The 23,735-nt window shown below is 71.3% G+C and carries 26 protein-coding genes; 17 read left to right on the forward strand and 9 right to left on the reverse strand.

The window, feature by feature from the left end:
- Window positions 1-121: 121 nt before the first annotated feature.
- Window positions 122-2,500, forward strand: coding sequence for a M28 family peptidase (locus C8054_RS27435; protein WP_107161843.1), 2,379 nt, complete (start codon window positions 122-124; stop codon window positions 2,498-2,500).
- Here the strand turns inward: C8054_RS27435 and C8054_RS27440 are convergent.
- Entirely contained in the window at window positions 2,497-3,333 is an 837-nt protein-coding gene (locus C8054_RS27440; RefSeq protein WP_107161846.1) for an SDR family oxidoreductase, read from the reverse strand. The genes C8054_RS27435 and C8054_RS27440 overlap by 4 nt on opposite strands.
- A 61-nt stretch (window positions 3,334-3,394) precedes the next feature.
- Between C8054_RS27440 and C8054_RS27445 the strand changes: the two genes are divergently transcribed.
- Together C8054_RS27445 and C8054_RS27450 are read left to right on the forward strand one after the other, a co-directional pair.
- On the forward strand, window positions 3,395-3,988 hold the full coding sequence (locus tag C8054_RS27445; RefSeq protein ID WP_107161849.1) for a TetR/AcrR family transcriptional regulator: 594 nt from the start codon (window positions 3,395-3,397) through the stop codon (window positions 3,986-3,988).
- A gap of 87 nt (window positions 3,989-4,075) precedes the next feature.
- A complete protein-coding gene (locus C8054_RS27450; RefSeq protein ID WP_107161851.1) occupies window positions 4,076-4,678 on the forward strand; it encodes a dihydrofolate reductase family protein in 603 nt (200 codons plus the stop codon).
- On the opposite strand, the gene C8054_RS27455 is transcribed toward C8054_RS27450, so the two are convergent.
- A complete protein-coding gene (locus C8054_RS27455; RefSeq protein ID WP_107161909.1) occupies window positions 4,641-4,928 on the reverse strand; it encodes a hypothetical protein in 288 nt (95 codons plus the stop codon). The genes C8054_RS27450 and C8054_RS27455 overlap by 38 nt on opposite strands.
- Before the next feature lie 274 nt (window positions 4,929-5,202).
- Here C8054_RS27455 and C8054_RS27465 point away from each other — a divergent pair, with 274 nt between their 5' ends.
- Complete coding sequence (locus C8054_RS27465) at window positions 5,203-5,409, forward strand: AlpA family transcriptional regulator (protein WP_233220206.1); 207 nt, start codon at window positions 5,203-5,205, stop codon at window positions 5,407-5,409.
- Between the two features lie 123 nt (window positions 5,410-5,532).
- Complete coding sequence (locus tag C8054_RS27470) at window positions 5,533-5,991, forward strand: SET domain-containing protein-lysine N-methyltransferase (RefSeq protein ID WP_107161858.1); 459 nt, start codon at window positions 5,533-5,535, stop codon at window positions 5,989-5,991.
- 10 nt (window positions 5,992-6,001) lie between these two features.
- Here C8054_RS27470 and C8054_RS27475 read toward each other — a convergent pair whose 3' ends face one another.
- Window positions 6,002-6,244 carry a type II toxin-antitoxin system RelE/ParE family toxin gene (locus C8054_RS27475; RefSeq protein WP_107161860.1) on the reverse strand — a complete coding sequence of 81 codons (243 nt, stop codon included), beginning with the start codon at window positions 6,242-6,244 and terminating at the stop codon, window positions 6,002-6,004.
- Window positions 6,241-6,540: a type II toxin-antitoxin system Phd/YefM family antitoxin gene (locus C8054_RS27480; RefSeq protein ID WP_107161870.1), complete on the reverse strand. Its 300-nt coding sequence runs from the start codon at window positions 6,538-6,540 to the stop codon at window positions 6,241-6,243. Before C8054_RS27480 ends, C8054_RS27475 begins: the two co-directional genes overlap by 4 nt.
- Window positions 6,541-6,624: 84 nt before the next feature.
- Here C8054_RS27480 and C8054_RS27485 point away from each other — a divergent pair, with 84 nt between their 5' ends.
- On the forward strand, window positions 6,625-7,074 hold the full coding sequence (locus tag C8054_RS27485) for a GNAT family N-acetyltransferase (protein ID WP_107161911.1): 450 nt from the start codon (window positions 6,625-6,627) through the stop codon (window positions 7,072-7,074).
- Between the two features lie 40 nt (window positions 7,075-7,114).
- Window positions 7,115-7,570 carry a hypothetical protein gene (locus C8054_RS27490; protein WP_107161872.1) on the forward strand — a complete coding sequence of 152 codons (456 nt, stop codon included), beginning with the start codon at window positions 7,115-7,117 and terminating at the stop codon, window positions 7,568-7,570.
- 16 nt (window positions 7,571-7,586) lie between these two features.
- Here the strand turns inward: C8054_RS27490 and C8054_RS27495 are convergent, their stop codons facing one another.
- The 3 genes from C8054_RS27495 to C8054_RS27505 all read right to left on the reverse strand — a co-directional run bounded on the left by C8054_RS27495 (window position 7,587) and on the right by C8054_RS27505 (window position 9,132).
- Window positions 7,587-7,841: a Smr/MutS family protein gene (locus tag C8054_RS27495; RefSeq protein WP_013288724.1), complete on the reverse strand. Its 255-nt coding sequence runs from the start codon at window positions 7,839-7,841 to the stop codon at window positions 7,587-7,589.
- A 56-nt stretch (window positions 7,842-7,897) separates the two neighbouring features.
- A complete protein-coding gene (locus C8054_RS27500; RefSeq protein WP_107161874.1) occupies window positions 7,898-8,260 on the reverse strand; it encodes a M48 family metallopeptidase in 363 nt (120 codons plus the stop codon).
- A gap of 101 nt (window positions 8,261-8,361) precedes the next feature.
- Window positions 8,362-9,132: an ROK family protein gene (locus C8054_RS27505; RefSeq protein ID WP_107161877.1), complete on the reverse strand. Its 771-nt coding sequence runs from the start codon at window positions 9,130-9,132 to the stop codon at window positions 8,362-8,364.
- An 85-nt stretch (window positions 9,133-9,217) separates the two neighbouring features.
- Between C8054_RS27505 and C8054_RS27510 the strand changes: the two genes are divergently transcribed.
- The 3 genes from C8054_RS27510 (at window position 9,218) to C8054_RS27520 (ending at window position 12,427) form a co-directional block, all read left to right on the forward strand.
- On the forward strand, window positions 9,218-10,855 hold the full coding sequence (locus tag C8054_RS27510; protein ID WP_107161879.1) for an ABC-F family ATP-binding cassette domain-containing protein: 1,638 nt from the start codon (window positions 9,218-9,220) through the stop codon (window positions 10,853-10,855).
- Between the two features lie 38 nt (window positions 10,856-10,893).
- Window positions 10,894-11,202, forward strand: coding sequence for a hypothetical protein (locus C8054_RS27515; protein ID WP_107161881.1), 309 nt, complete (start codon window positions 10,894-10,896; stop codon window positions 11,200-11,202).
- A 499-nt stretch (window positions 11,203-11,701) separates the two neighbouring features.
- The gene (locus tag C8054_RS27520; protein ID WP_107161883.1) at window positions 11,702-12,427 is read left to right on the forward strand and encodes a methyltransferase domain-containing protein; all 726 of its coding nucleotides are present in this window, start codon (window positions 11,702-11,704) and stop codon (window positions 12,425-12,427) included.
- Window positions 12,428-12,528: 101 nt separating this feature from the next.
- Here the strand turns inward: C8054_RS27520 and C8054_RS27525 are convergent, their stop codons facing one another.
- The gene (locus C8054_RS27525) at window positions 12,529-13,539 is read right to left on the reverse strand and encodes a LacI family DNA-binding transcriptional regulator (RefSeq protein ID WP_107161888.1); all 1,011 of its coding nucleotides are present in this window, start codon (window positions 13,537-13,539) and stop codon (window positions 12,529-12,531) included.
- A gap of 149 nt (window positions 13,540-13,688) precedes the next feature.
- Here C8054_RS27525 and C8054_RS27530 point away from each other — a divergent pair, with 149 nt between their 5' ends.
- Genes C8054_RS27530 through C8054_RS27550 form a run of 5 tightly spaced genes read left to right on the forward strand, consistent with a single transcriptional unit; the run spans window position 13,689 to window position 19,396 of the window.
- The gene (locus C8054_RS27530; protein ID WP_107161890.1) at window positions 13,689-15,200 is read left to right on the forward strand and encodes an alpha-N-arabinofuranosidase; all 1,512 of its coding nucleotides are present in this window, start codon (window positions 13,689-13,691) and stop codon (window positions 15,198-15,200) included.
- Window positions 15,201-15,238: 38 nt separating this feature from the next.
- On the forward strand, window positions 15,239-16,573 hold the full coding sequence (locus tag C8054_RS27535) for an ABC transporter substrate-binding protein (RefSeq protein ID WP_107161892.1): 1,335 nt from the start codon (window positions 15,239-15,241) through the stop codon (window positions 16,571-16,573).
- 6 nt (window positions 16,574-16,579) lie between these two features.
- Window positions 16,580-17,542 carry a carbohydrate ABC transporter permease gene (locus C8054_RS27540; RefSeq protein WP_107161894.1) on the forward strand — a complete coding sequence of 321 codons (963 nt, stop codon included), beginning with the start codon at window positions 16,580-16,582 and terminating at the stop codon, window positions 17,540-17,542.
- A gap of 10 nt (window positions 17,543-17,552) precedes the next feature.
- Window positions 17,553-18,377 carry a carbohydrate ABC transporter permease gene (locus C8054_RS27545; protein WP_107161896.1) on the forward strand — a complete coding sequence of 275 codons (825 nt, stop codon included), beginning with the start codon at window positions 17,553-17,555 and terminating at the stop codon, window positions 18,375-18,377.
- Window positions 18,374-19,396 carry a glycoside hydrolase family 43 protein gene (locus C8054_RS27550; RefSeq protein WP_107161899.1) on the forward strand — a complete coding sequence of 341 codons (1,023 nt, stop codon included), beginning with the start codon at window positions 18,374-18,376 and terminating at the stop codon, window positions 19,394-19,396. The genes C8054_RS27545 and C8054_RS27550 overlap by 4 nt, the downstream gene beginning before the upstream one ends.
- Window positions 19,397-19,486: 90 nt before the next feature.
- Here C8054_RS27550 and C8054_RS27555 read toward each other — a convergent pair whose 3' ends face one another.
- A complete protein-coding gene (locus C8054_RS27555; protein ID WP_107161901.1) occupies window positions 19,487-20,983 on the reverse strand; it encodes an APC family permease in 1,497 nt (498 codons plus the stop codon).
- A 296-nt stretch (window positions 20,984-21,279) separates the two neighbouring features.
- Here C8054_RS27555 and C8054_RS27560 point away from each other — a divergent pair, with 296 nt between their 5' ends.
- Both C8054_RS27560 and C8054_RS27565 read left to right on the forward strand, forming a co-directional pair.
- Window positions 21,280-22,938 carry a glycoside hydrolase family 10 protein gene (locus C8054_RS27560; RefSeq protein WP_107161903.1) on the forward strand — a complete coding sequence of 553 codons (1,659 nt, stop codon included), beginning with the start codon at window positions 21,280-21,282 and terminating at the stop codon, window positions 22,936-22,938.
- A gap of 162 nt (window positions 22,939-23,100) precedes the next feature.
- The gene (locus tag C8054_RS27565) at window positions 23,101-23,643 is read left to right on the forward strand and encodes a phospholipase (protein WP_107161905.1); all 543 of its coding nucleotides are present in this window, start codon (window positions 23,101-23,103) and stop codon (window positions 23,641-23,643) included.
- Window positions 23,644-23,735 lie beyond the last annotated feature (92 nt).

Raw genomic sequence — 23,735 nt, forward strand, 5'->3', positions numbered from 1 at the left:
CCCCCGATGTTACGCGGGAGCGCGACCAGTCCGGCAGCGCACCGACGCCGGGAGTGCCGCCACGACCGGCGGGGGTGCAGGATGATCCCCACCCCCGTAGATCCACCCCCGAGGAGTCCCCGTGGGCGCACCCCCCACCCGCCCCGCCGACCGGGCGTTCGCCAAGCCCCGCCGCCGGCTGCCCGCCGCCGTCGCCGCGCTGGCCGCGCTGCTCGCCGTCGGGGCGGGCGTCCTGGTCACCCTGTCCACCCCGGCGCCGCGCCCGGCCGACGCGCCCGCCGGCGAGTTCAGCGCCGCGCGGGCGTACCGGAACGTCGAGGTGATCGCCGCCCGGCCGCACGTGGCCGGCAGCGCGGCCAACGACCGGGTCCGCGAGCACCTGGTCGGCACGCTGCGCGGGCTGGGCCTGGAGACCGAGGTGCAGGACGCGGTGGCGCCCGAGGCGGGACAACTGTCCGGCGCGGCCGGCGGCGCGACGCTGGCCCGAGTCCGCAACGTGGTGGCCCGCCTCCCCGGCACCGACCCGACCGGCAGGGTCTTCCTGGTCTCGCACTACGACTCGGTGCAGACCGGGCCGGGCGGCAACGACGACGCGGCCGGCACCGCCACCATCCTGGAGGTGGCCCGCGCGCTGACCACCGGCCCGCGCCCCCGTAACGACGTGGTCTTCGTGCTCACCGACGCGGAGGAGGCGTGCCTCTGCGGCGCGGCCGGCTTCGCCGCCGACCATCCGCTCGCCGCCGACGGCGGGGTGGTGCTCAACCTGGAGGCACGCGGCTCCACCGGCCCGGTGATCATGTTCGAGACGTCCCGGAACAACGCGAAGCTGGTGGACGTGTTCGGCCGGGCCGCGCCGCACCCGGTGGGCACGTCGTTCGCGGTGGAGATCTACCGGGCGCTGCCGAACGACACCGACTTCACCGCGTTCTCCGACCGTCGCTTCGTAGGCCTGAACTCCGCCTACATCGACGGCGGCGCGATCTACCACACGCCGCTGGACGTGCCGGCCCGGATGGACCGGGGCAGCCTCCAGATGCACGGCGACAACGCGCTCGGCCTGGCCCGCGAGTTCGGTCGCACCGACCTCGGCGACCTGCGCGCCGGCCACGACGACACCTACTTCCCGGTGCCGGGCGGGCTGGTCCGCTACCCCGGTGGGCTGACAGTGCCGCTGGCGGTGGCCGCGCTGCTCGCCGTCGGCGCGCTCGGCTGGCTGCTGCGCCGCCGGGGCCGGGCCACCGTCGGCACGCTCGCCGCCGGCGCCGGGCTGACCCTGGTGCCGGTCGTCGTGGCCCCGCTGGGCGCCTGGCTGCTCTGGGCCGCGATCACCACGATCCGACCGGGGTACGCCGAACTGCTCGACCCGTACCGCCCGGTCTGGTACCGCCTCGCGGTGGTGGCGCTCGCCGCCACGGTGCTCCTCTGCTGGTACGCGCTGCTGCGCCGCCGCGTCGGCCCGGCCGCGCTGGCGTTCGGCGGGCTGCTCTGGCTGGCCCTGTTCGGCGTGCTGCTCGCCGTGCTCGTACCCGGTGGGGCGTACCTGACGACCCTGCCGGCGCTGGCCGGCGCGGTCGCCGGCCTCGCGGCGCTGGCCACCCGCCTGGACGGCCCGTGGCCGGTGGTCGCGGTGACGCTGGCCGGCGCGGTGGCCGTGCTGGTGCTGCTGCCCCCGGTGGTGCTGCTGTTCCCGGCGCTCGGCATGGGCATGGGCGCGGTGGCCGCGCTGGTCGCGGTGCTGCTCGGCCTGGCGCTGCTGCCGGTGGTGGACCTGCTGCACCCGCGCGCCGGCGGCCAGCGTGGCCTGCTGGCGCTGCGCGCCCGCCGTCTCGGCGCGCTGCCGGCCGGCGCGGCGTTCGTCGCGGCGGTGACGCTCGCCGGGGTCGGCCTGGCCGTCGACCGCTTCGACGCCGCCCACCCCGTGCCCACCCACCTGATGTACGCGCTGGACGCCGGCTCGAAGAAGGCGGCCTGGCTCAGTCACGAGGACATCCCGCAGCCCTGGACCGACCGCTACGTCGACCGGACCATCTCGGTGGCCGACGACTTCCCCGGCCTGGGCGACGGCGAGCTGCGGGCCGGCCCGGCCCCGGCGGCGTCGCTGCCCGCGCCGAAGCTGGAGACGCTCGCCGACGACCGCAACGGTGACCAGCGCGTGCTGCGGGTGCGGGTCACGCCGCAGCGGACGGTACGGCTGCTCACGCTGCACGTCGACACGCGTACCGCCACCGTCCGGTCCGCCTCGGTGGCCGGGCGGGACGTGCCGGTGAAGGCGCGCGACGGCCGGTGGGGCTTCGGGATCGTGTTCCACGCCCCGCCGCCCGAGGGCGTCGAGGTGACGCTGACGCTGACGACCTCGACGGACACGGTCAACCTGCGCGCCATGGACGCCAGCGACGGGCTGTCCGCGCTGCCCGGCTTCCGGCAGCGGCCGGCGACCGTGGGCGTGGTCGGCTCGCACACCTCGGAGATGTTGGCGGTGGCCCAGACGTACGCGCTCTAGCCGGCCGTTCCGGGGGCGGGCACCGCGTGCTCGGCGGCGCGGCTGACCCGCTCCCAGCCGGCCCAGGTGTCCATCCGCCGGCGGGCGATGTCGAACGCCAGGTCGTACACCATGCTCCCGAGCAGCAGCCGCAGCGGCGGGTCGTCGCTGTCGACGAGTCGCAGCAGGGCCTCGGCGGCCAGCCGGGGCTCGCTGTCGACCGAGCCGTCCGCCCACTGTCGCGCCAACTCGGCGTGCAGCGGCGAGTACGCGTCGATCGGGGTGGTGGTCGTCATGCTGTCGTACAGGCCGGTCCAGTAGCCGCCCGGCTGCACGATGCTGAGTGTGACGTCGAAGGCCGCCGCCTCCATGGCCAGGGCCTCGCTCATGCCTTCCAGGGCGAACTTGCTCGCGCTGTACATGCCGGTGCTCGGGTAGCCACCGAGGGCGGCGATGCTGGAAACCTGCACGATGTGGCCGGACCGCCTGGCGCGCAGGTGCGGCAGCACCGCCTGGCTGACCCAGAGCGCGCCGAAGAGGTTCACCTCGAACTGGGCGCGCGCCTCCGCCTCGGTGAACTCCTCGACCATGCCCATGGACAGGGTGCCGGCGTTGTTGACGACGATGTCGAGCCGCCCGAAACGCTCGACCGCGGTGGCCACGGCGGCGAACACGGCCGCCCGGTCGGTCACGTCGAGGGTCAGGGCCAGCAGCCGGTCGCCGTGTCGCGCGTCGAAGTCGTCAGGGGTGACGGTCCGGGCGGCGGCGACCACCCGGTCCCCCCGGTCGAGCGCGGCCTCGGCGAACGCGCGGCCCAGGCCGCGGCTGGCGCCGGTGATGAACCAGGTGCGCATGTCGGCGGCTCCCTTCGCTTGATGAGACGAGACGGTCCGTCTCGCTGGTACGGTACCCCACATGACGCCGCCGAACACGGCCCGCCGGAGCGAGACCTCCCGCCGCGCCATCCTCACCGCGGCCTTCGACCTGGTGCAGGAGGTCGAGTACGCGAAGGTCACCATCGAACGCATCGCCGCCCGCGCCGGCGTCGGCAAACAAACCATCTACCGCTGGTGGCCGTCCAAGGGCGCGGTCCTCTTCGACGCGTTCCTCATGCTCAGCGAAGGCGCCGAGGGCGAGCCGGTGCGACTCCCGGACACCGGCGACCTGGCGGCCGACCTGACCGGGGTCCTTCGCGCCACGGTCGCGGAACTGACCGACAGTCGGTACGAGCCACCGATGCGCGCGCTGGCCACCGAGATCGCGCACGACCCCGAACTGGCCGCCACCTACGCCGAACGGCTGGACGGACCGCTGCGGGAGGCCAAACGGCAGCGCCTGCGCAGCGCCCAACAGGCCGGACAACTCGCCGAGGACGTTGACCTCGACGTCGCGGTGGACCTGATCTGGGGTCCGTTGTTCCAGCGCTGGCTCCACCGCAGCGGACCGCTCACGACCGCGTACACCGATCGTCTCGTCGCCACCGCGCTGGACGGGCTGCGACCCCGCTGAACTCTTTTCGGCCGGGATGTCGAGGACGGGCCGGCCGGCTTCTACCCCCGGGTGAAAGCTGGTTCATGCGACCCGAGGAGCACAACCATGAGCAAGGTGACCACCGGCGCGACCATGTCCCTGGACGGCTACGTCGCCGACGCGTCGCACGGCGGCTTCGACCACCTCTTCCGGTGGTACGACAACGGTGACGTGGCGGTGCCGACCGCCAACCCCGACATGACGTTCCGGACGTCGGCGGCCAGCGCCGCACACATCCGGGCACTGACCGAGCGCACCGGCGCGCTGGTCGTCGGCCGCACGCTGTTCGACCTGACAGGCGGCTGGGGCGGCCGGCACCCGTTGGACATGCCGGTGGTCGTGGTGACCCACCGGGTGCCGGCGGGCTGGGCGCCCGAAGGTGAGTCGTTCGTGTTCGTCACCGACGGCATCGAGCGGGCGGTCGAGCGGGCCCGTGCTTTGGCGGGTGGCAAGGAGGTCGGGGTGAACGCCGGGACGATCGCGCGGCAGGCGCTGGAGGCGGGACTGCTCGACGAGGTGCACGTCGACCTGGTGCCGGTGCTGCTCGGGGGCGGGATTCCGTTCTTCTCCGGGCTGGGCATCGCGCCGGTGCAGTTCGACGGGCCGTTCCGGGTGGTCGAGGGCGTCGGCGTCACCCACCTGGCCTACCGGGTACGCCGACCGGCCTGATCCTTCGTCGCCCCGGCTTCCCGATCACCACGGGAGCCGGGGCAGTCCGGAGACCCGCCCGTTTGACGAAGATCGAACGTCGGTCCACGGCGTCACCGCGCTCGTCGAGCTGATAGCCGTCGAGCCACACCCACCCGTCGTAGGTGGTCCAGTCGAGCTGACGGATGAGCCGGAACCGGATCGGGGTTACGAACTGCACGCTGGCCGCACGTCCGATGAACAGCATGTCACCGGCCTCCACCTCGCCCATGGTGCTCACTCCGTCTCCCCCGGCCAGTGAGCTCGACCGATCGGGACGCGATGGCGGGCTCGGCACGGCAGGTCCGCTCCACATCGACAGACATAGCGCCATCTGGGCCAAGACCACACCGGCCGATGTCGGCGCGCAAGCGTGAGCGCAACGGCTGCCAGATACTCCCCGTATGAGACGGATTGCGCCATGGGTCCACGATCCCGCCCACCCGATGGTCTAGTCAAGTAGCTATATCCAAAAGGATAGGTCCGATCTACCTACGTTCGGAAGCGTGGACCGTGGGCCAGGCCGCCTGATGGGGCCGTACGAGATCGCGCAACGCCTCGGCGTCTCGCGACAGCGGTTCCAGCAGCTCGCCCGGTACCCCACCTTCCCGAAGCCGTACCAGGAGCTTCGTGGGATGAAGGTGTGGCTGGCCGAGGAGGTCGAGGCGTGGATCAAGGAGCACCGCCAGCCCCGGCCCACCGACGAGGACTGACGCTCCCCACCTTGAATTGACTGGTCGGCGAAGCGAGAGTTGACGGGTGTGGCACACGCCCGAAGCCGACTGCTGGCTTCACCCGGAGGTCGAGGTCCGCCCGTCCGGGATCTTGGGTGAGGCCTGTTCGCCCGCACTCCCCTCCCGGCCGGGACGCCGGCGTCCCGGCTCGGTGGCCGACTCGTCACCGACGAGGAGCTGCGCGACCTGCTCGCCCGACCGGACCGCCCCTACGTCGACACCATCACGGTGGCGGACGATCTGCACCTCGTCCTGCCGCCGGGACGCCCCAACGGCAAGGGCAACCACGGCTGCGACCCGAACCTGTGGTGGGACGCGCCCTTCACCTGGGTCACCCGCCGGGACGTGGCGGCCGGCGAGGAGCTGACGAACGACTACGCCACCAGCACCGGCACCGCCGACTTCGCGATGGCGTGCGGATGCGGCTCGGCGCGCTGCCGTCGGATCGTGACCGGCGACGGCTGGCGGCTGACGGACCTCCAAGACCGATACGGGAACCACTGGGTTTCCGCTCTCCTGACCCGGATCAAGGGTCGCAGCCCATCAACTCATCCGGACTGACGCGAGCGGATCAGGAGTAGACGTCTTTCCGGTGTCCGACGGCGTGGATGGTCAAGTCGTCGCCATCGAGGCGATAGAGCACCCGGTAGTCACCGACGCGCAGACGACGCCCAGATCCGTCACGCATCTCGGTGGAGTTCTGCGGCGCGGGATCGGAAATCAAACCAAGGATCGCGCTCAGGACGGTGAGGAAGATATTCCGCGGCTGCTTGTGCAACCACACCAGCACGTCACGGTCGATCTGGACCTTCATGCCGCCTCGCCGTTGGCCCGGTCGGCCAGGAGGGCCTCCACCTCCTTCGGGTCGACCCCGAGCGATTCCAGGGCAGCAGAAAGCGGCACGAACTGACCGTCCGCGCGGGACCGAGCGATCACCTCCGAGTCCCGACGGTCCCGAAACGCCTCGATCTCTTCCCACTCGTCGATGCCTACCAGCACGGCGACGGGTCGTTCGTACTTGGTGATGATGACGGGCTCGCCGGTGCGTTCGACCGCTTCCAGCACGCGACCAGCGCCGTCGCGAAACTCTCGTAGCGTCATCGTCGTCATGTACCGTACTGTACCACGCGGTACCGTTCAGCAGATCAATAACCTCCTGGCCTGGCGCGCACCATGCTCGCTACGCTGCGCCGCATGCGGCTGGAGAAGATCACCCCCGACAACTACGAGGCGGCCCTCGCGCTGTCGGTGCACCCGGACCAGGAGGATCTGGTGGCACCGGTGGTCAAGTCGTTGGCCGAGGCGTACGTCTTCCCCGAGCACGCCTGGCCGAAGCTGGTCTACGACGGTGACCGGCTGGTCGGTTTCCTGATGGCGTTCTTCGACATCCCGTGGGGCGACAACCCGGACGACCTGCGGGCCGGCCTGTGGCGGCTCAACATCGCGGCCGACGCGCAGGGCCACGGGTACGGCCGGTTCGCGGTGGACGCGGTGTGCGAGGAGATCCGGGCCCGGGGCGGCAATCGGGCGTACGTCACCTGGGAGCCACGCCCCGGCGGGCCGGAACCGTTCTATCTCAAGCTGGGCTTCCGGCCGACAGGTGAGCAGAGCGGCGGCCAGACCGTCGCCGTCCGGGACCTGTAGGCGCCTCCTCGATGTCGGCCCTCGCTGACATGATCGCGGCGTGGGCATTCTCTGTGACTACTTCTCCGCTCCCACCGATGAGGCAGCCGCCGCGGTCGCCGACGTCCTGGGCGGCCCGCGCGCCGCAACCGATCCCGGGTTCGAGGTCGTCGAACTGAAAGGCATCGAGCCGACCGTGCAGCTCGGCACGCTTGAGGCGCTCCTGACCGGCGTTGACTACGACGTCGTGACGCGGAACCCGAGATGGGGAAAGGCCGCCGCGGTCAGCGATGACGGTGAGCTGCTCGTCATCTCGCTGACCGACGAGTTGCCCGTCGCGCTGGCCGCTGCCTCGGAGAGCCGGCTCCGTGAGGTGGCCGCGTCATGGTCGGAGACCGAGGAATTCGGGGGACATGCCGATCCGTCGATTTTGGCCGAGGCCCTGATCGAGTTGGCGGGCCTGGCGCGGCGCGCCGCAGCCCGCGACGAGCGGATCTACTGCCGGGTATGCGTCTAGCCCCGATCAGCGGGCGCTACTTCCAGCGGAAGTGCACAAATAGCCGGCCGAAGTTCTTCGAGTCCTTCTCGACCCGGTGGTAGAGCTGCTTCACGTCCTTCTGGTCGAGGAAGCGCAGCACCTTCTTCTTCAGCGCGCCGGAGCCCTTGCCCGGGATGATCTCCACGAGCGTGGCCTTCTTCGCCACCGCCTCGTCCATGATCCCGCGCAACGCGCGGTCGATGTCGTGGCCCTTGTTGTAGATGTCGTGGAGATCGAGCTTCAGCTTCACGAGTCCATCCTAGGTACGTCGAAGGGCAGCCCGGCCGGGCTGCCCTTCGACGGAACTCAGCGACCGACCCGGCTCTCCACCCGCTTGAGCGCGGTGGTGTAGTCGGTGTTCGTCGAGTACATCGCCGCCGCGATGCGCAGGTGCCGCAGCGCGTCGGCAGGCCGGTTCATCCGCTCCAGCGTCCGGCCCAGCACGTGGTGCGCGTAGTGGTCGCTCGGGTCCCGGTCGACCAGCTCACGCAGGTGCTCCTCGGCGCGGTTGAGCTGCGCCGACTGGAAGTACGCCCGGGCCAGCAACTGCCGAACCGAGGAGTTGTCGGGCTCCGCCTCGATGATCGGCTCCAGCAGCCGGGCCGCTCCGGTCGGGTCCCCCGAGTCGAAGAACATGGTCGCCCGCCGGTACTCCGCCAGAAGGTCCACTCGACCCACCTCCTCGTGTCGCGTCAGCCCTTTGTCCGACGCTGGCACAACACCGGCGGAAGCGCGAGTGTTCCACGGGAGCAAGGACACGGGAGTAAGGATCAGGGCGTGGGGTCGTACCTGTCGCCCACCAGGTCCCAGGCCCGGACACCACCCACGATTCCGGCCGTGTTCGGGACGACCACGACATCGTCCCCCATTCGGGCCACCTGCTCCGGCCGGATCAGCCGCGAGTTGCCGCCGCCCAGGTAGAGCCGGTCCCAGTGGAACACCGGCCGCAGACCATCCACCACCTGCCGGATCCGCCGGGACCAGAACGCGTCACCGAGACGCCGCCGCTCCGGCTCCCCGACGTACGTGTCGTAGGTGGTGTTCCACCGCACCGGCGCGTGCGACAGCTCCAGGTGCGGCGCGATAGTCCCGCCGTCGAAGAGCGCGCTGCCCAGTCCGGTGCCGAGCGTCAGCACCAGCTCGCAACCGGTCCCGGCGACCACGCCGGCGCCGTGCACCTCGGCGTCGTTGAGCACCAGCGCGGGCATCCCGAACGCCTCGGCCAGCGCGCCGCGCGCGTCGTACCCGGACCATTCCGCGACCAGGTCCGGGTCGACGCGGCTGCGCGGCCCGGCGCGGGTCACGTAGTGCGGGGTGGCCACCACGACGCCGTGCCGGATCATGCCGGGCATGCCGACGGTGAGCCGGTCCGCCGCGGGCAGCCGGGCGCCGAGATCCAACAGCGTCCGCACGAACAAGGTCGGGGGCAGCGGGTACGGCGTGGGCACGCGCAGCGGGCGGGCCCGCATGGTGCCGGCGGCGTCCAGCACGGAGGCCTTGATCCCGCCGCCCCCGCAGTCGATCGCCAGTGTGGTCGCCACGGCTGTGAGTCTCCCTCAGCGGTGTGTCTGCCCGAGCGCGGGTCACGGTAATCCGGATGCGCCCGCCGGTAGGCTCGGTGATCTGATGAGCGCCACGTTGATCGCCAAGGATCTCACCGCCGGCCACGGTGACCGTCTCCTCTTCGAAGACCTGAGCCTGGTCGTCGCGCCCGGCGACGTGATCGGCCTGGTCGGGGTGAACGGCGCCGGCAAGTCCACGCTGCTGCGCACGCTCGCCGGGCTCCAGCCCCGCGAGCAGGGTTCGGTGGCGTTGAGCCCGCCCGGCGCCACGGTCGGCTACCTGCCGCAGGAGCCGGAACGCCGGCCGGGTGAGACGGTCCGGGACTTCCTGGCCCGGCGTACCGGCGTGACCGCCGCGCAGGCCGCGTTGGACGCCGCCACCGAGGCGCTGACCGCCGGCGCGGCCGGCGCCGACGACGCGTACGCGAATGCTCTGGAACGCTGGCTCGACCTCGGTGGCGCGGATCTGGACGAACGGGCCGAGCAGGTCGCGGCCGAGCTGGGCCTGGACGTCGGCCTGGACCATCCGACGACCGGGCTCTCCGGCGGGCAGGCGGCCCGCGCCGGGCTGGCGTCGCTGCTGCTCAGCCGCTACGACATCTTCCTGCTCGACGAGCCGACCAACGACCTCGACCTGGCCGGGCTGGACCGGCTGGAACGCTTCGTCACCGGGCTGCGCGCCGGCACGGTGCTGGTCAGCCACGACCGCGAGTTTCTCACCCGCACGGTCAACCGGATCGTCGAGCTGGACCTGCACCAGCGGCAGGTCAACCACTACGGCGGCGGCTACGCGGCCTATCTGGAGGAGCGCGCGGTGGCGCGCCGGCACGCCCGCGAGGAGTTCGAGGAGTACGCGGACACGAAGGCCGACCTGGAGGCGCGCGCCCGCACGCAGCGCGCCTGGATGGAGAAGGGCGTGAAGAACGCCCGGCGCAAGGCCACCGACAACGACAAGATCGGCCGGAAGTTCCGCACCGAGTCGACCGAGAAGCAGGCCGCGAAGGCGAAGCAGACCGCCCGCCTGATCGAGCGGCTGGAGGTGGTCGAGGAGCCGCGCAAGGAGTGGGAGCTGCGGATGGAGATCGCCGCCGCGCCCCGCGCCGGCGCCGTCGTGGCCTCGCTCCGAGGAGCCGTGGTACGCCGGGGCGGCTTCACGCTCGGCCCGGTGGACCTCCAGATCGACTGGGCGGACCGGGTGGCGATCACCGGGGCGAACGGCTCCGGCAAGAGCACGCTGCTCGCCGCGCTGCTGGGGCGGCTGCCGCTGGACGAGGGGCACGCCGCGTTGGGGCCGGGCGTGGTGGTGGGCGAGGTGGACCAGGCCCGGGGGCTGTTCCTCGGCGACCAGCCGCTGCTCGACGCGTTCGCCGCCGCCGTACCCGATCTCAACCCGGCGGACGTCCGTACGCTGCTGGCCAAGTTCGGCCTGCGCGCCGACCACGTGCTGCGGCCGGCGGCGACACTCTCCCCCGGCGAGCGGACCCGGGCGGCGCTGGCGCTGCTCCAGGGGCGCGGCGTCAACCTGCTGGTGCTCGACGAGCCGACCAACCACCTCGACCTGGCCGCGATCGAGCAGCTCGAATCCGCGCTCGCCAGCTACCCCGGCACGCTGCTGCTGGTGACCCACGACCGGCGGATGCTGGACGCGGTGAGCGTGAACCGGCGGCTGCGGGTGAACGACGGACGGATCGCCGAGGACTGATCCGTGCCGACCGGCCGACCCGGGGCCACAATGACCTCATGCTCAAGTGGGAGTACGCGCTGCTGGTCCGCCGCCGCCAGGCGGCCGCCACCGACGCCGGGTGGGAGATCGTGTTCATCTGGTACGGCCCGGACGGCTCCATGATCGACGTCACGCCGTACGGCGACACCGCGCTGGCCCACCTGAACCGGGCCGGTGACCAGGGCTGGGAGCTGGTCTCGATGAGCGAGGACCCGTCCCTGCCCGGCAACGCCGAGCTGCACCGCTACCACCTCAAGCGCCCGAAGCCGGCCTCGCCCCAGCCCCGCCAACGCATGCGCCCGGCCCGCCGCACCCTTTCCACCTGACCCCTCGCACTCCTTCCCCGGCGACTTCCACCGGCCAGCGACCCACGCCGAACCCTCGAGCTGTGTGGGTGCACTTGTTGTCGCCCGGGCAACAACAGGTGCACCCACACCGGCCCGCTTGCCTGCCCGCGTTGACCAAGGGCTTCGCGTCACGCATCGGCGCGTCCACCCGGCGGGACCGGGGAGGCAACGGGTGGCCGGTGTCGACCAAGGAGTTTGCGTCCAGGAGAAGTCCCGCCGGGACACAAACTCCTTGATCACTCCGGCGGAACCCGGCTGGGCCTCGGCGGGCCCGGGGACCTCCAGCCAGGCCCGGCTGGGTCCCAGGCCGGGGCAGGAGTGGGGACGGGGGTCTGTTGACCAAGGAGATTGCGTCTGGAGTGACGGGCGTGGGAGACGCAAACTCCTTGATCACGGGATTGGGGGGCGGGGGCGGGGGGCAGCCGCGGGTGGGGTGTATGTGGGTGGAATGGGGGTAACGCGCCGCCGGAGGTGGAGCATGGTGGCGATGGGGCAGGCCGCGCTCTCGGGTGAGCGGCTCCGGCAGGCCGACGGCTTCCTCGCCGAGGCGTGGGCCGACCTGGCCGAGCACGACGAGCGGTTGCGCGGGACGACGGTCGAGGTGCGGTTCGACCGGGGCGTGGCGCATCTGACCGGCGAGGTGGACGATCCGGCGCAGCTGCGGCTGGTCCGCGAACTGATCGGCCGGTTGTCCGGCGTGCTCGGGGTCTGGTGCCGGGTCGGTGTCGCCGGCCGTCCGCCGGTGGTCGTCGACCTGGGCTGCGGGGCGACCAAGCAGTGGCCGGGCAACCTGGGGCTGGACATCTATCCGGCACCGGGGGTGGACGCGGTCGCCAACCTCTCCGGCTCGTTGCCGCTCCGCGACGACTCGGTGGACGTGTTCTTCGCGGTGCACATCGTCGAGCACCTGATCGACTTCCTGCCGCTGTTCGACGAGTGCCACCGGGTGCTCCGGCCCGGCGGCGTGCTGCACGTGATGAGCCCCTGGTGGCGGCACGTCAACGCGGTGGCCGACCCGACGCACGTGCGCCTGCTCGACGTGCAGACGTTCAAGGGCATCTGCGGTCAGCGCCCGCCCGGCGCCCCCCGCTGGTATCCGCTGCACGTCGGCTGCGACGGCGCCTCCGTCTTCGCCGACCTGACCCCGCTGCCCCCGAACGCCCCCGCTCCGCCCCTCTCCCACCTGGCCCGCTTCTTCGACTGACCCGCCCCCTCCCCACCTTTCCCCACCCTCCCCAGCGATCTTGCACTTTGGGCCCCACCCGTGGGGCATATGCCCCGTATGCCGGGGCGGGAACTGCGAGATCAGCAGGGAGAGGGGGCGGATTCGCGGAGGGCGAGGCGGTGCGGGGCGACCAGTTCGCGGGGCGGGGCGTCGCGGTCGGCGGTGAGACGGCCGGCGAGCAGTTCGACCGCCAGGCGGGCGATGCGTTCCTTGTCCGGGGCGACCGTGCTCAGCGTGGGGATCGAGAACCGGCCGTCCTCGATGTCGTCGAAGCCGGCGACCGCGACGTCCTCCGGCACGCGCAGGCCGGCCTCGTGCAACGCGCGCAGCGCGCCGAGCGCGAGCGTGTCGTTGAAGCAGAAGACGGCGTCGGGGCGTACCTCGGCGGTGAGCAGGTGCCGCATGGCGGCGGCGCCGTCCGCACGGTGCCAGGCCGGCGCGGGCGCCACCAGGCTGTCGTCGTACTCGATGCCGGCCTCGGCCAGCGCGGTGGTGTAGCCCTCCAGGCGTAGCCGGGCGCTCGCGCCCTCGGGGGTGCGCTGGGAGCCGATGGCGGCGATCCGGCGGCGGCCGAGCCCGACCAGGTGGGCGGTGATCTCTCGGGCGGCGGCCACGTTGTCGATCATGACGTGGTCGGCGGGGCCGTGGTCGACGCGCTCGCCGAGCAGCACCATGGGCAGGCCGTCGAGGGCGGCGAGGTCGTCGGCGGTGAGCGCGAGCGGGCTGAGGATCAGCCCGTCGATCATGTGGTCGCCGATCCCGCTGGCGGCCTTGCGCTCCTGCTCCGGGCCGCCGCCGGTCTGGTCGATCAGCACCGTCCAGCCGTGCTCGGCGGCGGCGGCGACCACGTGCCGGGCCAGCTCGGCGAAGTACGGGATGTCGAGCTCCGGGACGGCCAGCGCGATCACGCCGGTGCGCCCCTTGCGCAGGTTGCGGGCCGACAGGTTGGGCCGGTAGTGCAGCTCGGCGATGGCCTCCTCGACCCGGGCCCGGGTGTCGGCGCGCACGTGCTGGTAGCCGTTCACGACGTTCGAGACGGTCTTCACCGATACGCCGGCTCGCTCCGCCACGTCCTTGAGCCTGTGCCGCACTGAACTTTCCTTCCGGTTCGCCCCGGGCGCACTCTACCGCGTCACGACGACGTAACGACCTCTTTACATTGCGGGTTACAACGTTGTAGAAACCAGGGGCACGGTGACCACGGTCACCGGGGAACAGCTCCGACGGAAAGGTGGCATACGTGCCGAACGCGCAGCTCACGGTTGACCCGGCGTTCCGGGTCGGTCCGGCCGACCGCCGGATCTTCGGCTCCTTCGTCGAGCACATGGGGCGGTGCGTCTACGGCGGGGTCTACGAACCGGGCCACCCGGACGCCGACCCGCGCGGCTTCCGTCGCGACGTGCTGGAGCTGACCCGGCAGATGGGCGTCTCCGTGGTCCGCTACCCGGGCGGCAACTTCGTCTCCGGCTACCGCTGGGAGGACGGCGTCGGCCCGGCCGGTGACCGACCGCGCCGGCTCGACCTGGCCTGGAAGACGATCGAGACCAACGCGTTCGGGCTGAACGAGTTCATGACCTGGGCCGCCGAGGCCGACGTCGAGCCGATGATGGCGGTCAACCTCGGCACGCGCGGCGTCGCCGAGGCCTGCGACCTGCTGGAGTACGCCAACCACCCGGGCGGCACCCAACTCTCCGACCTGCGCCGCGAGCACGGCGCCGAGCAGCCGTACGGGGTGCGGCTGTGGTGCCTCGGCAACGAGATGGACGGCCCGTGGCAGGTCGGGCACAAGACCGCCGACGAGTACGGCCGGCTGGCCGCCGAGACCGCCCGCGCGATGAAGATGATCGACCCGTCGATCAGCCTGGTCGCCTGCGGCAGCTCGAACCGGGGCATGCCCACGTTCGCCGGGTGGGAGGCGACCGTGCTGGAGCACACCTACGAGCACGTCGACTACATCTCCGCCCACACCTACTACGACCCCTCCGACGGGGACCGGGCCAGCATCCTCGCCTCCGCCGTCGACATGGACGCGTTCATCACCGAGGTGACGGCCACCGCCGACTACGTCGGCGCCAAGCTGCGGCAGAAGCGCAAGCTGAAGATCTCCTTCGACGAGTGGAACGTCTGGTACCAGTCGCGTCTCCAGGCCGACCTGGACCGGCGCGGCTGGGTGGAGGCGCCCGCGCTGATCGAGGACGACTACACAGCGGACGACGCGGTGGTGGTCGGCGACCTGCTGATCACGCTGCTCCGGCACGCCGACCGGGTCGGGGTGGCCTGCCAGGCCCAGCTCGCCAACGTGATCGCCCCGATCCGCACCCGGACCGGCGGCCCGGCCTGGCGGCAGAGCATCTTCCACCCGTTCGCGCTGACCGCCCGGTACGCGCGCGGCACCGTGCTGCGCACCGAGCCGGTCGGCCCGACGTACGAGACCAAGCGGTACGGCGACGTGCCGGTGCTGGACACCGTCGCCGTGCACGACGAGGAGACCGGCGAGCTGGCCGTCTTCGCGGTCAACCGGGGTCCGCAGGACCTCCCGCTCGAGGTGGACCTGCGCGGCCTGCCGGGGCTGCGCGGGGAAGCGCACACCACGCTCGCGGCCGGGGACGACCCGGCCGCCACGAACACCGAGGCGGACCCCGAGCGGGTCACGCCCCGGGAGCTCACCACCCCCACCCTCGACGGCGGCCGCTGCACCGTGGCGCTCCCCGCCACCTCCTGGAACCTGCTGCGCTTCACACCTCAGCAGTGACCGGCCCATACTCCACATCCGTCCCCCAAGGAGTTCCCATGATCCAGAACGAGTTGAGCCGGCGGCGTCTGCTCGGCCTCGGCGTCGGCCTCGGCGCGGCGGCCTCGCTGACCCTGGCCGGATGCGGTGGCGGCAGCAGCAGTCCCGACCGCGCCGGCTCGGCCGGCAACGGCGGCAAGGACTACACCGGCCCCAAGGTCGACCTGAAGCTGTGGAACGGCTTCACCGGCGGCGACGGCGAGATCTTCAAGACGCTGGTCCAGCAGTTCAACACCGAGCACCAGAACATCGCGGTCAGCGTGGTCACCTACGAGTGGGCGGACTACTACAGCAAGCTGCCCGGCGCGGTCTCCAGCGGCAGCGGGCCGGACATCGCGGTCATGCACATGGACCAGCTCGCCACGTTCGCCGCCCGCGGCACGATCAGCGAGCTGGACGACGTGGCCAAGACGCTGGAGCTCAGTGAGGGCGACTTCGCCCCCACGGTGTGGAAGGGCGGGCTGTACAACGAGAAGCGGTACGGCATCCCGCTGGACATGCACCCGCTGGGCTTCTACTACAACAAGGCGGTCATGCAGAAGGCCGGCCTGGACCCGGAGAAGCCGCCGACCACCCGGGACGAGTACACCGCCGCGCTGACCGAGCTGAAGAAGTCGGGCGTGCAGGGCTTCTGGGTCAGCCCGTTCCAGTTCACCGGCGGCATGACGTTCTACAGCCTGCTGCACCAGTGGGGCGGGAAGCTCTTCGACGACGAGGTGGCCAAGGCGACGTTCAACTCCGACCCGGCTGTCGAGGCGTGCACCTGGCTGGTCGACCTGATCAAGCAGGGCCACTCGCCGGCCAACGTCGGCCAGGACGCCGACTACCTGGCGTTCAAGAGCGGCAAGAACGCGTTCAACTGGAACGGCATCTGGCAGATCAACGACCTGAAGAAGAGCCCGAACGTGCAGTGGGGTGTGGCGCCGCTGCCCCAGATCGGCAGCCAGCAGGCCGCCTGGGCGAACTCGCACAACTTCACCATCGTCAAGCAGCGCTCGGCGAACGAGAACAAGGTCGCCGGCGCCAAGGTCTTCATCAACTGGCTGAGCGAGCACTCGCTGGACTGGGCCAAGGGCGGCCAGGTGCCGGCCCGCAAGGAGGTCCGGGAGAGCGCCGAGTTCAAGGCGCTCACCGAGGTCAACGCGCTCGCCCCGGAGCTGGAGTACGCGGCGTTCCCGCCAGCCGCACCGGGCCTCGGCGAGGTCATCCTGACGTTCTACAACGCCTTCAACGAGGCCGCGCTGAACAAGAAGTCGCCGAAGCAGGCGCTCGACGACGGCGTGGCCAAGGCCAACAAGCAGCTCGAGGACAACCGCAAGAAGTACGGGAACTGATCCGTCGTGGCCGACGTGATCGAGGTCGGGGCGGCGCGGAACGACGCGCCGCCCCCGGCGGGGCGTACCCGGCGCCGGGGCGTGACGGAACGCGGCAACCGCTCGACGCCGTACCTCTTCCTCGCGCCCTACCTGGTCCTGTTCGGCGTCTTCGGGCTGGCGCCGATCCTGTTCGGCGTCTGGATCAGCCTGCACCAGTGGGACCTCCAGCTGCCCAACCGGCCGTTCATCGGGCTGGACAACTACCAGGACCTGTTCTCCAGTGACTCGGCCATCTACGGGGACTGGTGGTCCAGCGTCCGGGCGACCGGCATCTTCACGCTGTTCTCGGTGCCGCTGCTGGTGGTGATCCCGCTGGGGCTGGCGCTGCTGCTCAACCGCTCGTTCCCCGGCCGCACGTTCTTCCGGGCCGCGTTCTTCGCCCCGTACGTGCTGGGCGTGGCGGTGATCGGCCTGCTCTGGCGCTTCCTGCTGGACGCCAACCTGGGCCTGGTCAACCGGGTGCTCGGCGCGGTCGGGCTGCCGTCGGACACGCCGTGGGTCACCGACGTGCCGTGGGCCTGGATCTCCCTGGTCGGCGTGACCGTGTGGTGGACCTGCGGCTTCAACGCGGTGATCTACCTGGCCGGCCTCCAGGACATCGCGCCGGAGCTGTACGAGGCGGCGAAGGTCGACGGCGCCGGCGGGTGGGACCGGTTCCGCCACGTGACGATCCCCGGCCTGCGCCCGGTCATGCTCTTCGTCCTCACCACCACGATCCTCGCCTCGGCGAACGTCTTCGGGCAGGCGCTCCTGATCACCCAGGGCGCGCCGGGCGAGCAGACCCGGACCGTGGTCTGGCGGATCGTGGACGAGGGCCTACGTGACTACGACGCCGGTCGGGCCGCCGCGATGAGCGTGTTCTTCGCGCTGATGCTGGCCGTGGTGAGCGTCGTCAACTTCCGGCTGTTCCGCTACCGGGAAGACTGAGGGCCCGACCATGTCGAAACTGCGCCCGGTGCTGCGCTACGCCGTACTGCTCCTGATCACCGCGATCTTCGTGACCCCCGTGGTGTGGATGCTGTTGACGTCGGTGAAGACGTACGACGCCGCCCAGCAGGTCCCGCCGAGTTGGCTGCCGAACCCGTTCTCCACCTACGGCTACGACCGGATCCTGAACGACACCGCCAACCCGGTGCTGCGCTGGTTCCTCAACAGCATGCTGGCGGCCACCCTGCACACGCTGCTGGTGCTGGTCACCGCGTCGATGGCCGCGTACGCGCTGGCCCGGATGCGGTTCCGCGGTCGCGGCCTGCTGTTCGCGCTGATCGTCGGCACGCTCTTCCTGCCGCCCACCTCGCTGATCATCCCGAACTTCATCATCGCCGAGAAGCTCAGCTGGATCGACACGCTGACCGTGGTGGTGGTGCCCGGCGCGGCGAGCGCGTTCGGGGTGTTCTTCCTGCGCCAGTTCTTCCTCTCCATCCCGGCCGAGCTGGAGGAGGCGGCGGTGCTGGACGGCGCCAACCAGTGGCAGATCTTCCGGCAGGTGCTGCTGCCGCTGTCGAAACCGGCCCTGGCCACGCTGGCGGTGTTGTCGTTCCTGACCAACTGGAACGACTTCCTCTGGCCGGTGTACGTGTTGTTCAGCCCCGAGCGGCTGACCCTGCCGGCGGGCCTGGGCCTGCTCCAGGGCGCGTACGTGACCGACTATCCGGTGATCATGGCGGGTGCGATGCTGGCCAGCGTACCGGTGCTGATCCTGTTCGTGTTCGCCCAGCGCCACGTCATCCAGGGCGTCTCCCGCAGCGGCCTGAAGGGATGACCGGCCGACCCACCAGGCGGCGCGGCGCGGTGGCAGTGGCCACCGCGCCGCTGCTCGCCGCGCTGCTCGTCGCCGGTTGTGACGGCGGCTCCACCCCATCGAGTACGCCGGAGGGCGCACGCGTGTTCACCAACCCGGTCGTCCGGACCGACGCCCCCGACCCGCAGGCGATCAAGGTCGGCGACACCTGGTACCTGTTCCACACCAACGCGGGCGGCCGGAACGTCCCGGTGCTCACCTCGCCGGACCTGGTCGAGTGGACCGAGGCCGGTGACGCGCTGCCGGAGCTGCCGGACTGGGCGGACGCCGGCAAGACGTGGGCGCCGGAGGCGATCCAGCTCGCCCCGGACCGGTTCGTCCTCTACTACACCGTCGCCGACCGCGCCTCCGGCCGGCAGTGCCTGGGTCGGGCGGTGGCCAGCACGCCGCTCGGGCCGTACCTGGACGACTCCGACAAGCCGCTGGTCTGTCAGGCGGACCTGGGCGGCTCGATCGACGCCAGCCCGTTCCGGGACACCGACGGCAGTCTCTGGCTGCTGTGGAAGAACGACGGCAACGCGATCGGGGTGGACACCTGGCTCTGGTCGCAGCGTCTGACGCCGGACGGGCTGCGGCTGACCGGCCCGGCCACGAAGCTGCTGAAGCAGACCGAGCCGTGGGAGGGCACCCTGATCGAGGGGCCGTTCTTCCGCCGGCACGACGGGAAGCTGTTCCTGTTCTTCGCCGCGAACGCCTACGACAGGGACGTCTACGCCGAGGGGTACGCGGTCTGCGAGAGCCCGACCGGCCCGTGCGTGAAGGCGCCGGAGAACCCGATCCTGAAGAGCAACGATGTGGCCACCGGGCCGGGGCACGCCTCGATCGTCGAGCGGGACGGCCGCACCTGGCTGCTCTACCACGCGTGGCCGCCGGGTCAGGAGGGCACCACCGACCCGGGCCGCCAGATCTGGCTGAACGAGCTGGTCTGGACCGACGGCAAGCCGTCCGTCCGCGGCCCCCTCCGCGAGGTGCAGCGGTAAGGCGGGGGCCCCGCTTAACGCTTTCGGTAGAGGCGGGGGCCCCGCTTAACACTCAGGTGTTAAGCGGGCCCCCGCCTTACCACTGCGGCGTCAGGGGGTGGGGGCGGGCTCGGGAGTGTCCTCCGCGTGCTCGCGGCGGGCCAGCCGGTTCTTGCGGTGCCCGTAGCCGAAGTAGATGATCGCGCCGAGCGCCATCCAGATCAGGAACCGCACCCAGGTCTCCACCGACAGGTTGAGGCTGAGGTAGAGGCAGGCCACCGCCGTGACGATCGGCAGCACCGGCGAGAACGGCACCTTGAACGGCCGCTCCAGGTCGGGGCGCTTCTTGCGCAGGATCGGCACCGCGATGGCGACCAGCATGAACGCGCAGAGCGCGCCGATGCTGACCAGGTCGGCCAGCGCGGAGAGCGGCAGGAAGCCGGCGAGCAGCGCCACCACCACCGTCATGATCGCGGCGATCCGGTACGGGGTGCCCCAGCGCGGGTGCACCTTGGCGATCGACGGCGGGATGAGCCCGTCGCGGGCGATGGCGAAGCCGATCCGGCCCATGGCCACCAGGTCGACCAGGATGACGCTGGTCAGACCGGCGACGGCGGCGATGGAGACGAGCACCGCGGCCCAGCCGGCGCCGACCGCCCGGAACGCGGACGCGATCGGCGCGCCCTCGTCGATCTCGGTGTACTTCACCATGCCGACCACGACCAGCGAGACACCGATGTACAGCGCGGTGGAGATGACAAGCGTGCCGAGCAGTCCGAGCGGCAGGTCGCGCTTGGGCTTGCGGGTCTCCTCACCCAGGTTCGCCACGGCCTCGAATCCGGTGTACGCGAAGAACACCACGGCGGCGGCGGTGAGCACCCCGACGAAGCCGAACACGGACGGCTCCAGCCCGAACAGGAGCTGGGTCACCGGCTGTTTGATGCCGTCGTCACCGGCGCCGGCCGGCTCGGCGGACGGGATGAACGGGGTGAGGTTGGCCGACTTCACGAAGAACAGGCCGGCGATGATGACGAAGGCACAGATCGCCACCTTCACCAGCACGAGCAGGTTGGTGACCCGGGCGGACTCGCGGATGCCGACGATGGCCACCACACCGAGGATCAGCACGATGCCGATCGCGCCGAGGTTGACGATGCTGCCTTCCTCGGCGAACCAGGCGCTGGGCAGGCCGAACAGGTCGGTGAGATAGCCGGACCAGCCCCGGGCCACCACCGCCGCGCCGAGTGAGAACTCCAGCAGCAGGTCCCAGCCGATGATCCAGGCGACGATCTCGCCCATGGTGGCGTACGCGTAGGTGTAGGCGCTGCCGGCGGTCGGCACGCTGGAGGCCAGCTCGGCGTAGCAGAGCGCGGCGAGCAGCGCGACCAGGCCGGCGATGCCGAAGGAGATCACCACGCCCGGGCCCGCGCTGTTCTTCGCCTCCACGCCGGTCAGCGTGAAGATCCCGGTGCCGATCACGATCCCGATGCCGAAGCCCATCAGGTCGACGGGCCCGAGCCGGCGGCGCAGCCCCGGCTTGCCGTCCTCGCCGTCGGCGTCGCCCTGGGCGATGACGTCCTGGATCGGCTTGGTCCGCAGGACTGACATGGATCATCTCCCCCAACGGTGCGACCACCGTGGTCGGCGGTCCGTGACCGGCCAAGCTACCCAGCGGTTCCGGTCCCCAATCCGGTACGGGAGGTGTCGGAATGGTCACGATCCGGCGGCGTGGGCCGGCTCACCCGTGGCCCGTTCCGGCACGGCCGGCATCGATCCGGTCCAGGGTCTTGCGCCGGATCGGGATTGATGAAAGTTTCCTACTCGTGACGCACATTGCACGGCGAATCTTGCCGACAGCGGCGGCGTCACCCGTCCCCCCGGACCCGACGAAGGGACCGCACCGCATGAAGGCAACTCCGCTCAGAGCCGCCGCGCTGGCCGTGGCGCTGCTCGGCGCGCTGGTCGCCGGCACCCCGGCGCAGGCCGCGCCGGCCGAGACGACCACTGACTCCACCATCGACTGCGTCACCGACCCGGCCACCCCCAAGCGACAGTTCCGGGCCATGTGGATCGCCTCCGTGACGAACATCGACTGGCCCAGCAAGGACTCCTGGACCGCGCCGGACCAGGTCGCCAAGCAGAAGGCCGAATACCTGGGCTGGCTCGACCTGGCCCGGAAGCTCAACCACAACGCCGTCGTGGTCCAGGTCCGTCCGACCGCCGACGCGTTCTGGCCGTCGCCGTACGAGCCGTGGTCGGAATACCTGACCGGGGTACGCGGCAAGAACCCGGGCTGGGACCCGCTGGCTTTCCTGGTCGCCGAGTCGCACAAGCGGAACCTGGAGTTCCACGCCTGGTTCAACCCGTACCGCGTCTCCATGCCGGCCCCCGGTGGCGCCGGCGCCGACCTGTCGCAACTCGCCCCGGACAGCCCGGCCCGGGCGCACCCGGACTGGGTGTTCGCCTACCCGCCGGCCGGCGTCGCCGGCAGCCGGCTCTACTACAACCCCGGCATCCCGGCGGTCCGCGAGTTCGTCCAGACCGCGATGATGGACGCGGTCAACCGGTACGACGTCGACGGCGTGCACTTCGACGACTACTTCTACCCGTACCCGAGCGGCACCTGGCAGGTGCCCGACGACGCCACGTTCGCACAGTACAACCGAGGCTTCACGGACAAGGCCGACTGGCGGCGGGACAACATCAACCTGCTGATGCAGGAGATGAACGCCAAGATCAAGGCGGCCAAGCCGTGGGTGAAGTTCGGCGCCAGCCCGTTCGGGATCTGGCGCAACGCCTCGGCCGACCCGAACGGCTCGGACACCACCGGCTCGCAGTCGTACGACATCATCTCCGCCGACACCCGTAAGTGGATCAAGGAGGAGTGGATCGACTACGTCGTGCCGCAGCTCTACTGGTACATCGGCCAGTACCCGGCCGCCGACTACGCCCGGCTGGTGCCGTGGTGGGCCGAGCAGGTGCGCGGCACCAGGGTCCAGCTCTACATCGGCCAGGCCGACTACAAGAGCGGCGAGCCGGCGTACGGGTCGTTCTGGATGAACCCGCGCGAACTGTCCGACCACCTCACGCTCAACCGGTCGTACCCGGAGGTGCTCGGCAACGTGCACTTCTCCGCGGTGCAGGTCCGGGCCAACCGGCTCGGCGCCACCGACATCTACGCGGCCGAGCACTACTCGCGCCCCGCGCTGGTGCCCACCATGACGCACCTGCCGCACAAGCCGCTGCTGTTCCCGGTGGTCACCCGGGCCCAGCGGGAGGCGGACGGGGTACGGCTGAGCTGGCGGCAACCCGCCGACGGCAAGGGCCCGCTCGGCACCGCCACCTCGTACGCGATCTACCGGTTCGACGGCCTCGGCCTGGCCGGGCGCTGCGACTTCGCCGACGCGTCCCACCTGGTCGGCACCGTCCGGGCCACCGACGGTGACGTGCAGTCCTGGGTGGACACCACGGCGGTCGCCGGCAAGCGCTACACCTACCACGTGACCGCGCTGGACCGCCTGGCGAACGAGAGCCCGGCCAGCCCGCCGCGCTTCGTCCGCTGACCCGCCGCGAATGCCCCCGGACCGCCACCGCGACCCGGGGGCATTCGTCTGTTCGGGCGGATGTCAGCGAGCCGTTCCCCCGGCCATCGCCACAGGTCATCCCACTGATCGACACTCTTCCACATCCGGAGACCCCGGCCCACCGTCCCGACGGAGGTACCCATGTCCCGTCGCCTCGCCACCACGCTCGCCACCGCCCTGATCACGCTGCTCGCCACGCTCGGCCTGGCCGCGCCGGCCACCGCCGCGGTGAGCACCGAGCAGAAGCTCGCGGTGCTGTCCACCTGGACCCAGACCAGCGCCACCAGCTACAACGCCTGGAACAGCGCCCGCCTCGACCGGGCCCCCTGGACCGGGTACGGCTTCGACTGGTCCACCGACTACTGCTCGTCCAGCCCGGACAACCCGCTCGGCTTCCGCTTCAACCTCTCCTGCTACCGGCACGACTTCGGCTACCGCAACCACAAGGCGATGGGCATCTTCCCGGCCAACAAGTCCCGCCTGGACAGCGCGTTCTACGCGGACCTGAAGCGGGTCTGCGCCACCTACAACTCGGTGGTCCGGCCGGCCTGCTACAGCCTCGCCTGGACCTACTACCAGGCGGTCAGCGTGTTCGGCTCGCTCGCCGCCGTGCAGCAGGCCGACCTCGACCGCGCCGCGAAGATGAAGACCGACGCGGAACGCCTCGCCGCCACCCGCACCTGACCCACCCACCCACCCACCCCACGCCCACCCCACCCCGGGCGCCCCACCCCGAGCGCCCCGCCCCCGGGCGCCCCGCCCCCGGCGCGCACGCT

It is taken from the genome of Micromonospora sp. RP3T (genome assembly GCF_003027925.1).
GTDB lineage: Bacteria > Actinomycetota > Actinomycetes > Mycobacteriales > Micromonosporaceae > Micromonospora.

Excerpts from the sequence above, each read along its gene's own strand:
- C8054_RS27440 (WP_107161846.1), bottom strand. The coding sequence starts at position 3,333 with ATGCGCACCTGGTTCATCACCGGCGCCAGCCGCGGCCTGGGCCGCGCG.
- C8054_RS27445 (WP_107161849.1), top strand. The coding sequence starts at position 3,395 with ATGACGCCGCCGAACACGGCCCGCCGGAGCGAGACCTCCCGCCGCGCC.
- C8054_RS27450 (WP_107161851.1), top strand. The coding sequence starts at position 4,076 with ATGAGCAAGGTGACCACCGGCGCGACCATGTCCCTGGACGGCTACGTC.
- C8054_RS27455 (WP_107161909.1), bottom strand. The coding sequence starts at position 4,928 with ATGGGCGAGGTGGAGGCCGGTGACATGCTGTTCATCGGACGTGCGGCC.
- C8054_RS27475 (WP_107161860.1), bottom strand. The coding sequence starts at position 6,244 with ATGAAGGTCCAGATCGACCGTGACGTGCTGGTGTGGTTGCACAAGCAG.
- C8054_RS27480 (WP_107161870.1), bottom strand. The coding sequence starts at position 6,540 with ATGACGACGATGACGCTACGAGAGTTTCGCGACGGCGCTGGTCGCGTG.
- C8054_RS27485 (WP_107161911.1), top strand. The coding sequence starts at position 6,625 with ATGCGGCTGGAGAAGATCACCCCCGACAACTACGAGGCGGCCCTCGCG.
- C8054_RS27510 (WP_107161879.1), top strand. The coding sequence starts at position 9,218 with ATGAGCGCCACGTTGATCGCCAAGGATCTCACCGCCGGCCACGGTGAC.
- C8054_RS27515 (WP_107161881.1), top strand. The coding sequence starts at position 10,894 with ATGCTCAAGTGGGAGTACGCGCTGCTGGTCCGCCGCCGCCAGGCGGCC.
- C8054_RS27520 (WP_107161883.1), top strand. The coding sequence starts at position 11,702 with ATGGTGGCGATGGGGCAGGCCGCGCTCTCGGGTGAGCGGCTCCGGCAG.
- C8054_RS27535 (WP_107161892.1), top strand. The coding sequence starts at position 15,239 with ATGATCCAGAACGAGTTGAGCCGGCGGCGTCTGCTCGGCCTCGGCGTC.
- C8054_RS27545 (WP_107161896.1), top strand. The coding sequence starts at position 17,553 with ATGTCGAAACTGCGCCCGGTGCTGCGCTACGCCGTACTGCTCCTGATC.
- C8054_RS27550 (WP_107161899.1), top strand. The coding sequence starts at position 18,374 with ATGACCGGCCGACCCACCAGGCGGCGCGGCGCGGTGGCAGTGGCCACC.
- C8054_RS27555 (WP_107161901.1), bottom strand. The coding sequence starts at position 20,983 with ATGTCAGTCCTGCGGACCAAGCCGATCCAGGACGTCATCGCCCAGGGC.
- C8054_RS27560 (WP_107161903.1), top strand. The coding sequence starts at position 21,280 with ATGAAGGCAACTCCGCTCAGAGCCGCCGCGCTGGCCGTGGCGCTGCTC.
- C8054_RS27565 (WP_107161905.1), top strand. The coding sequence starts at position 23,101 with ATGTCCCGTCGCCTCGCCACCACGCTCGCCACCGCCCTGATCACGCTG.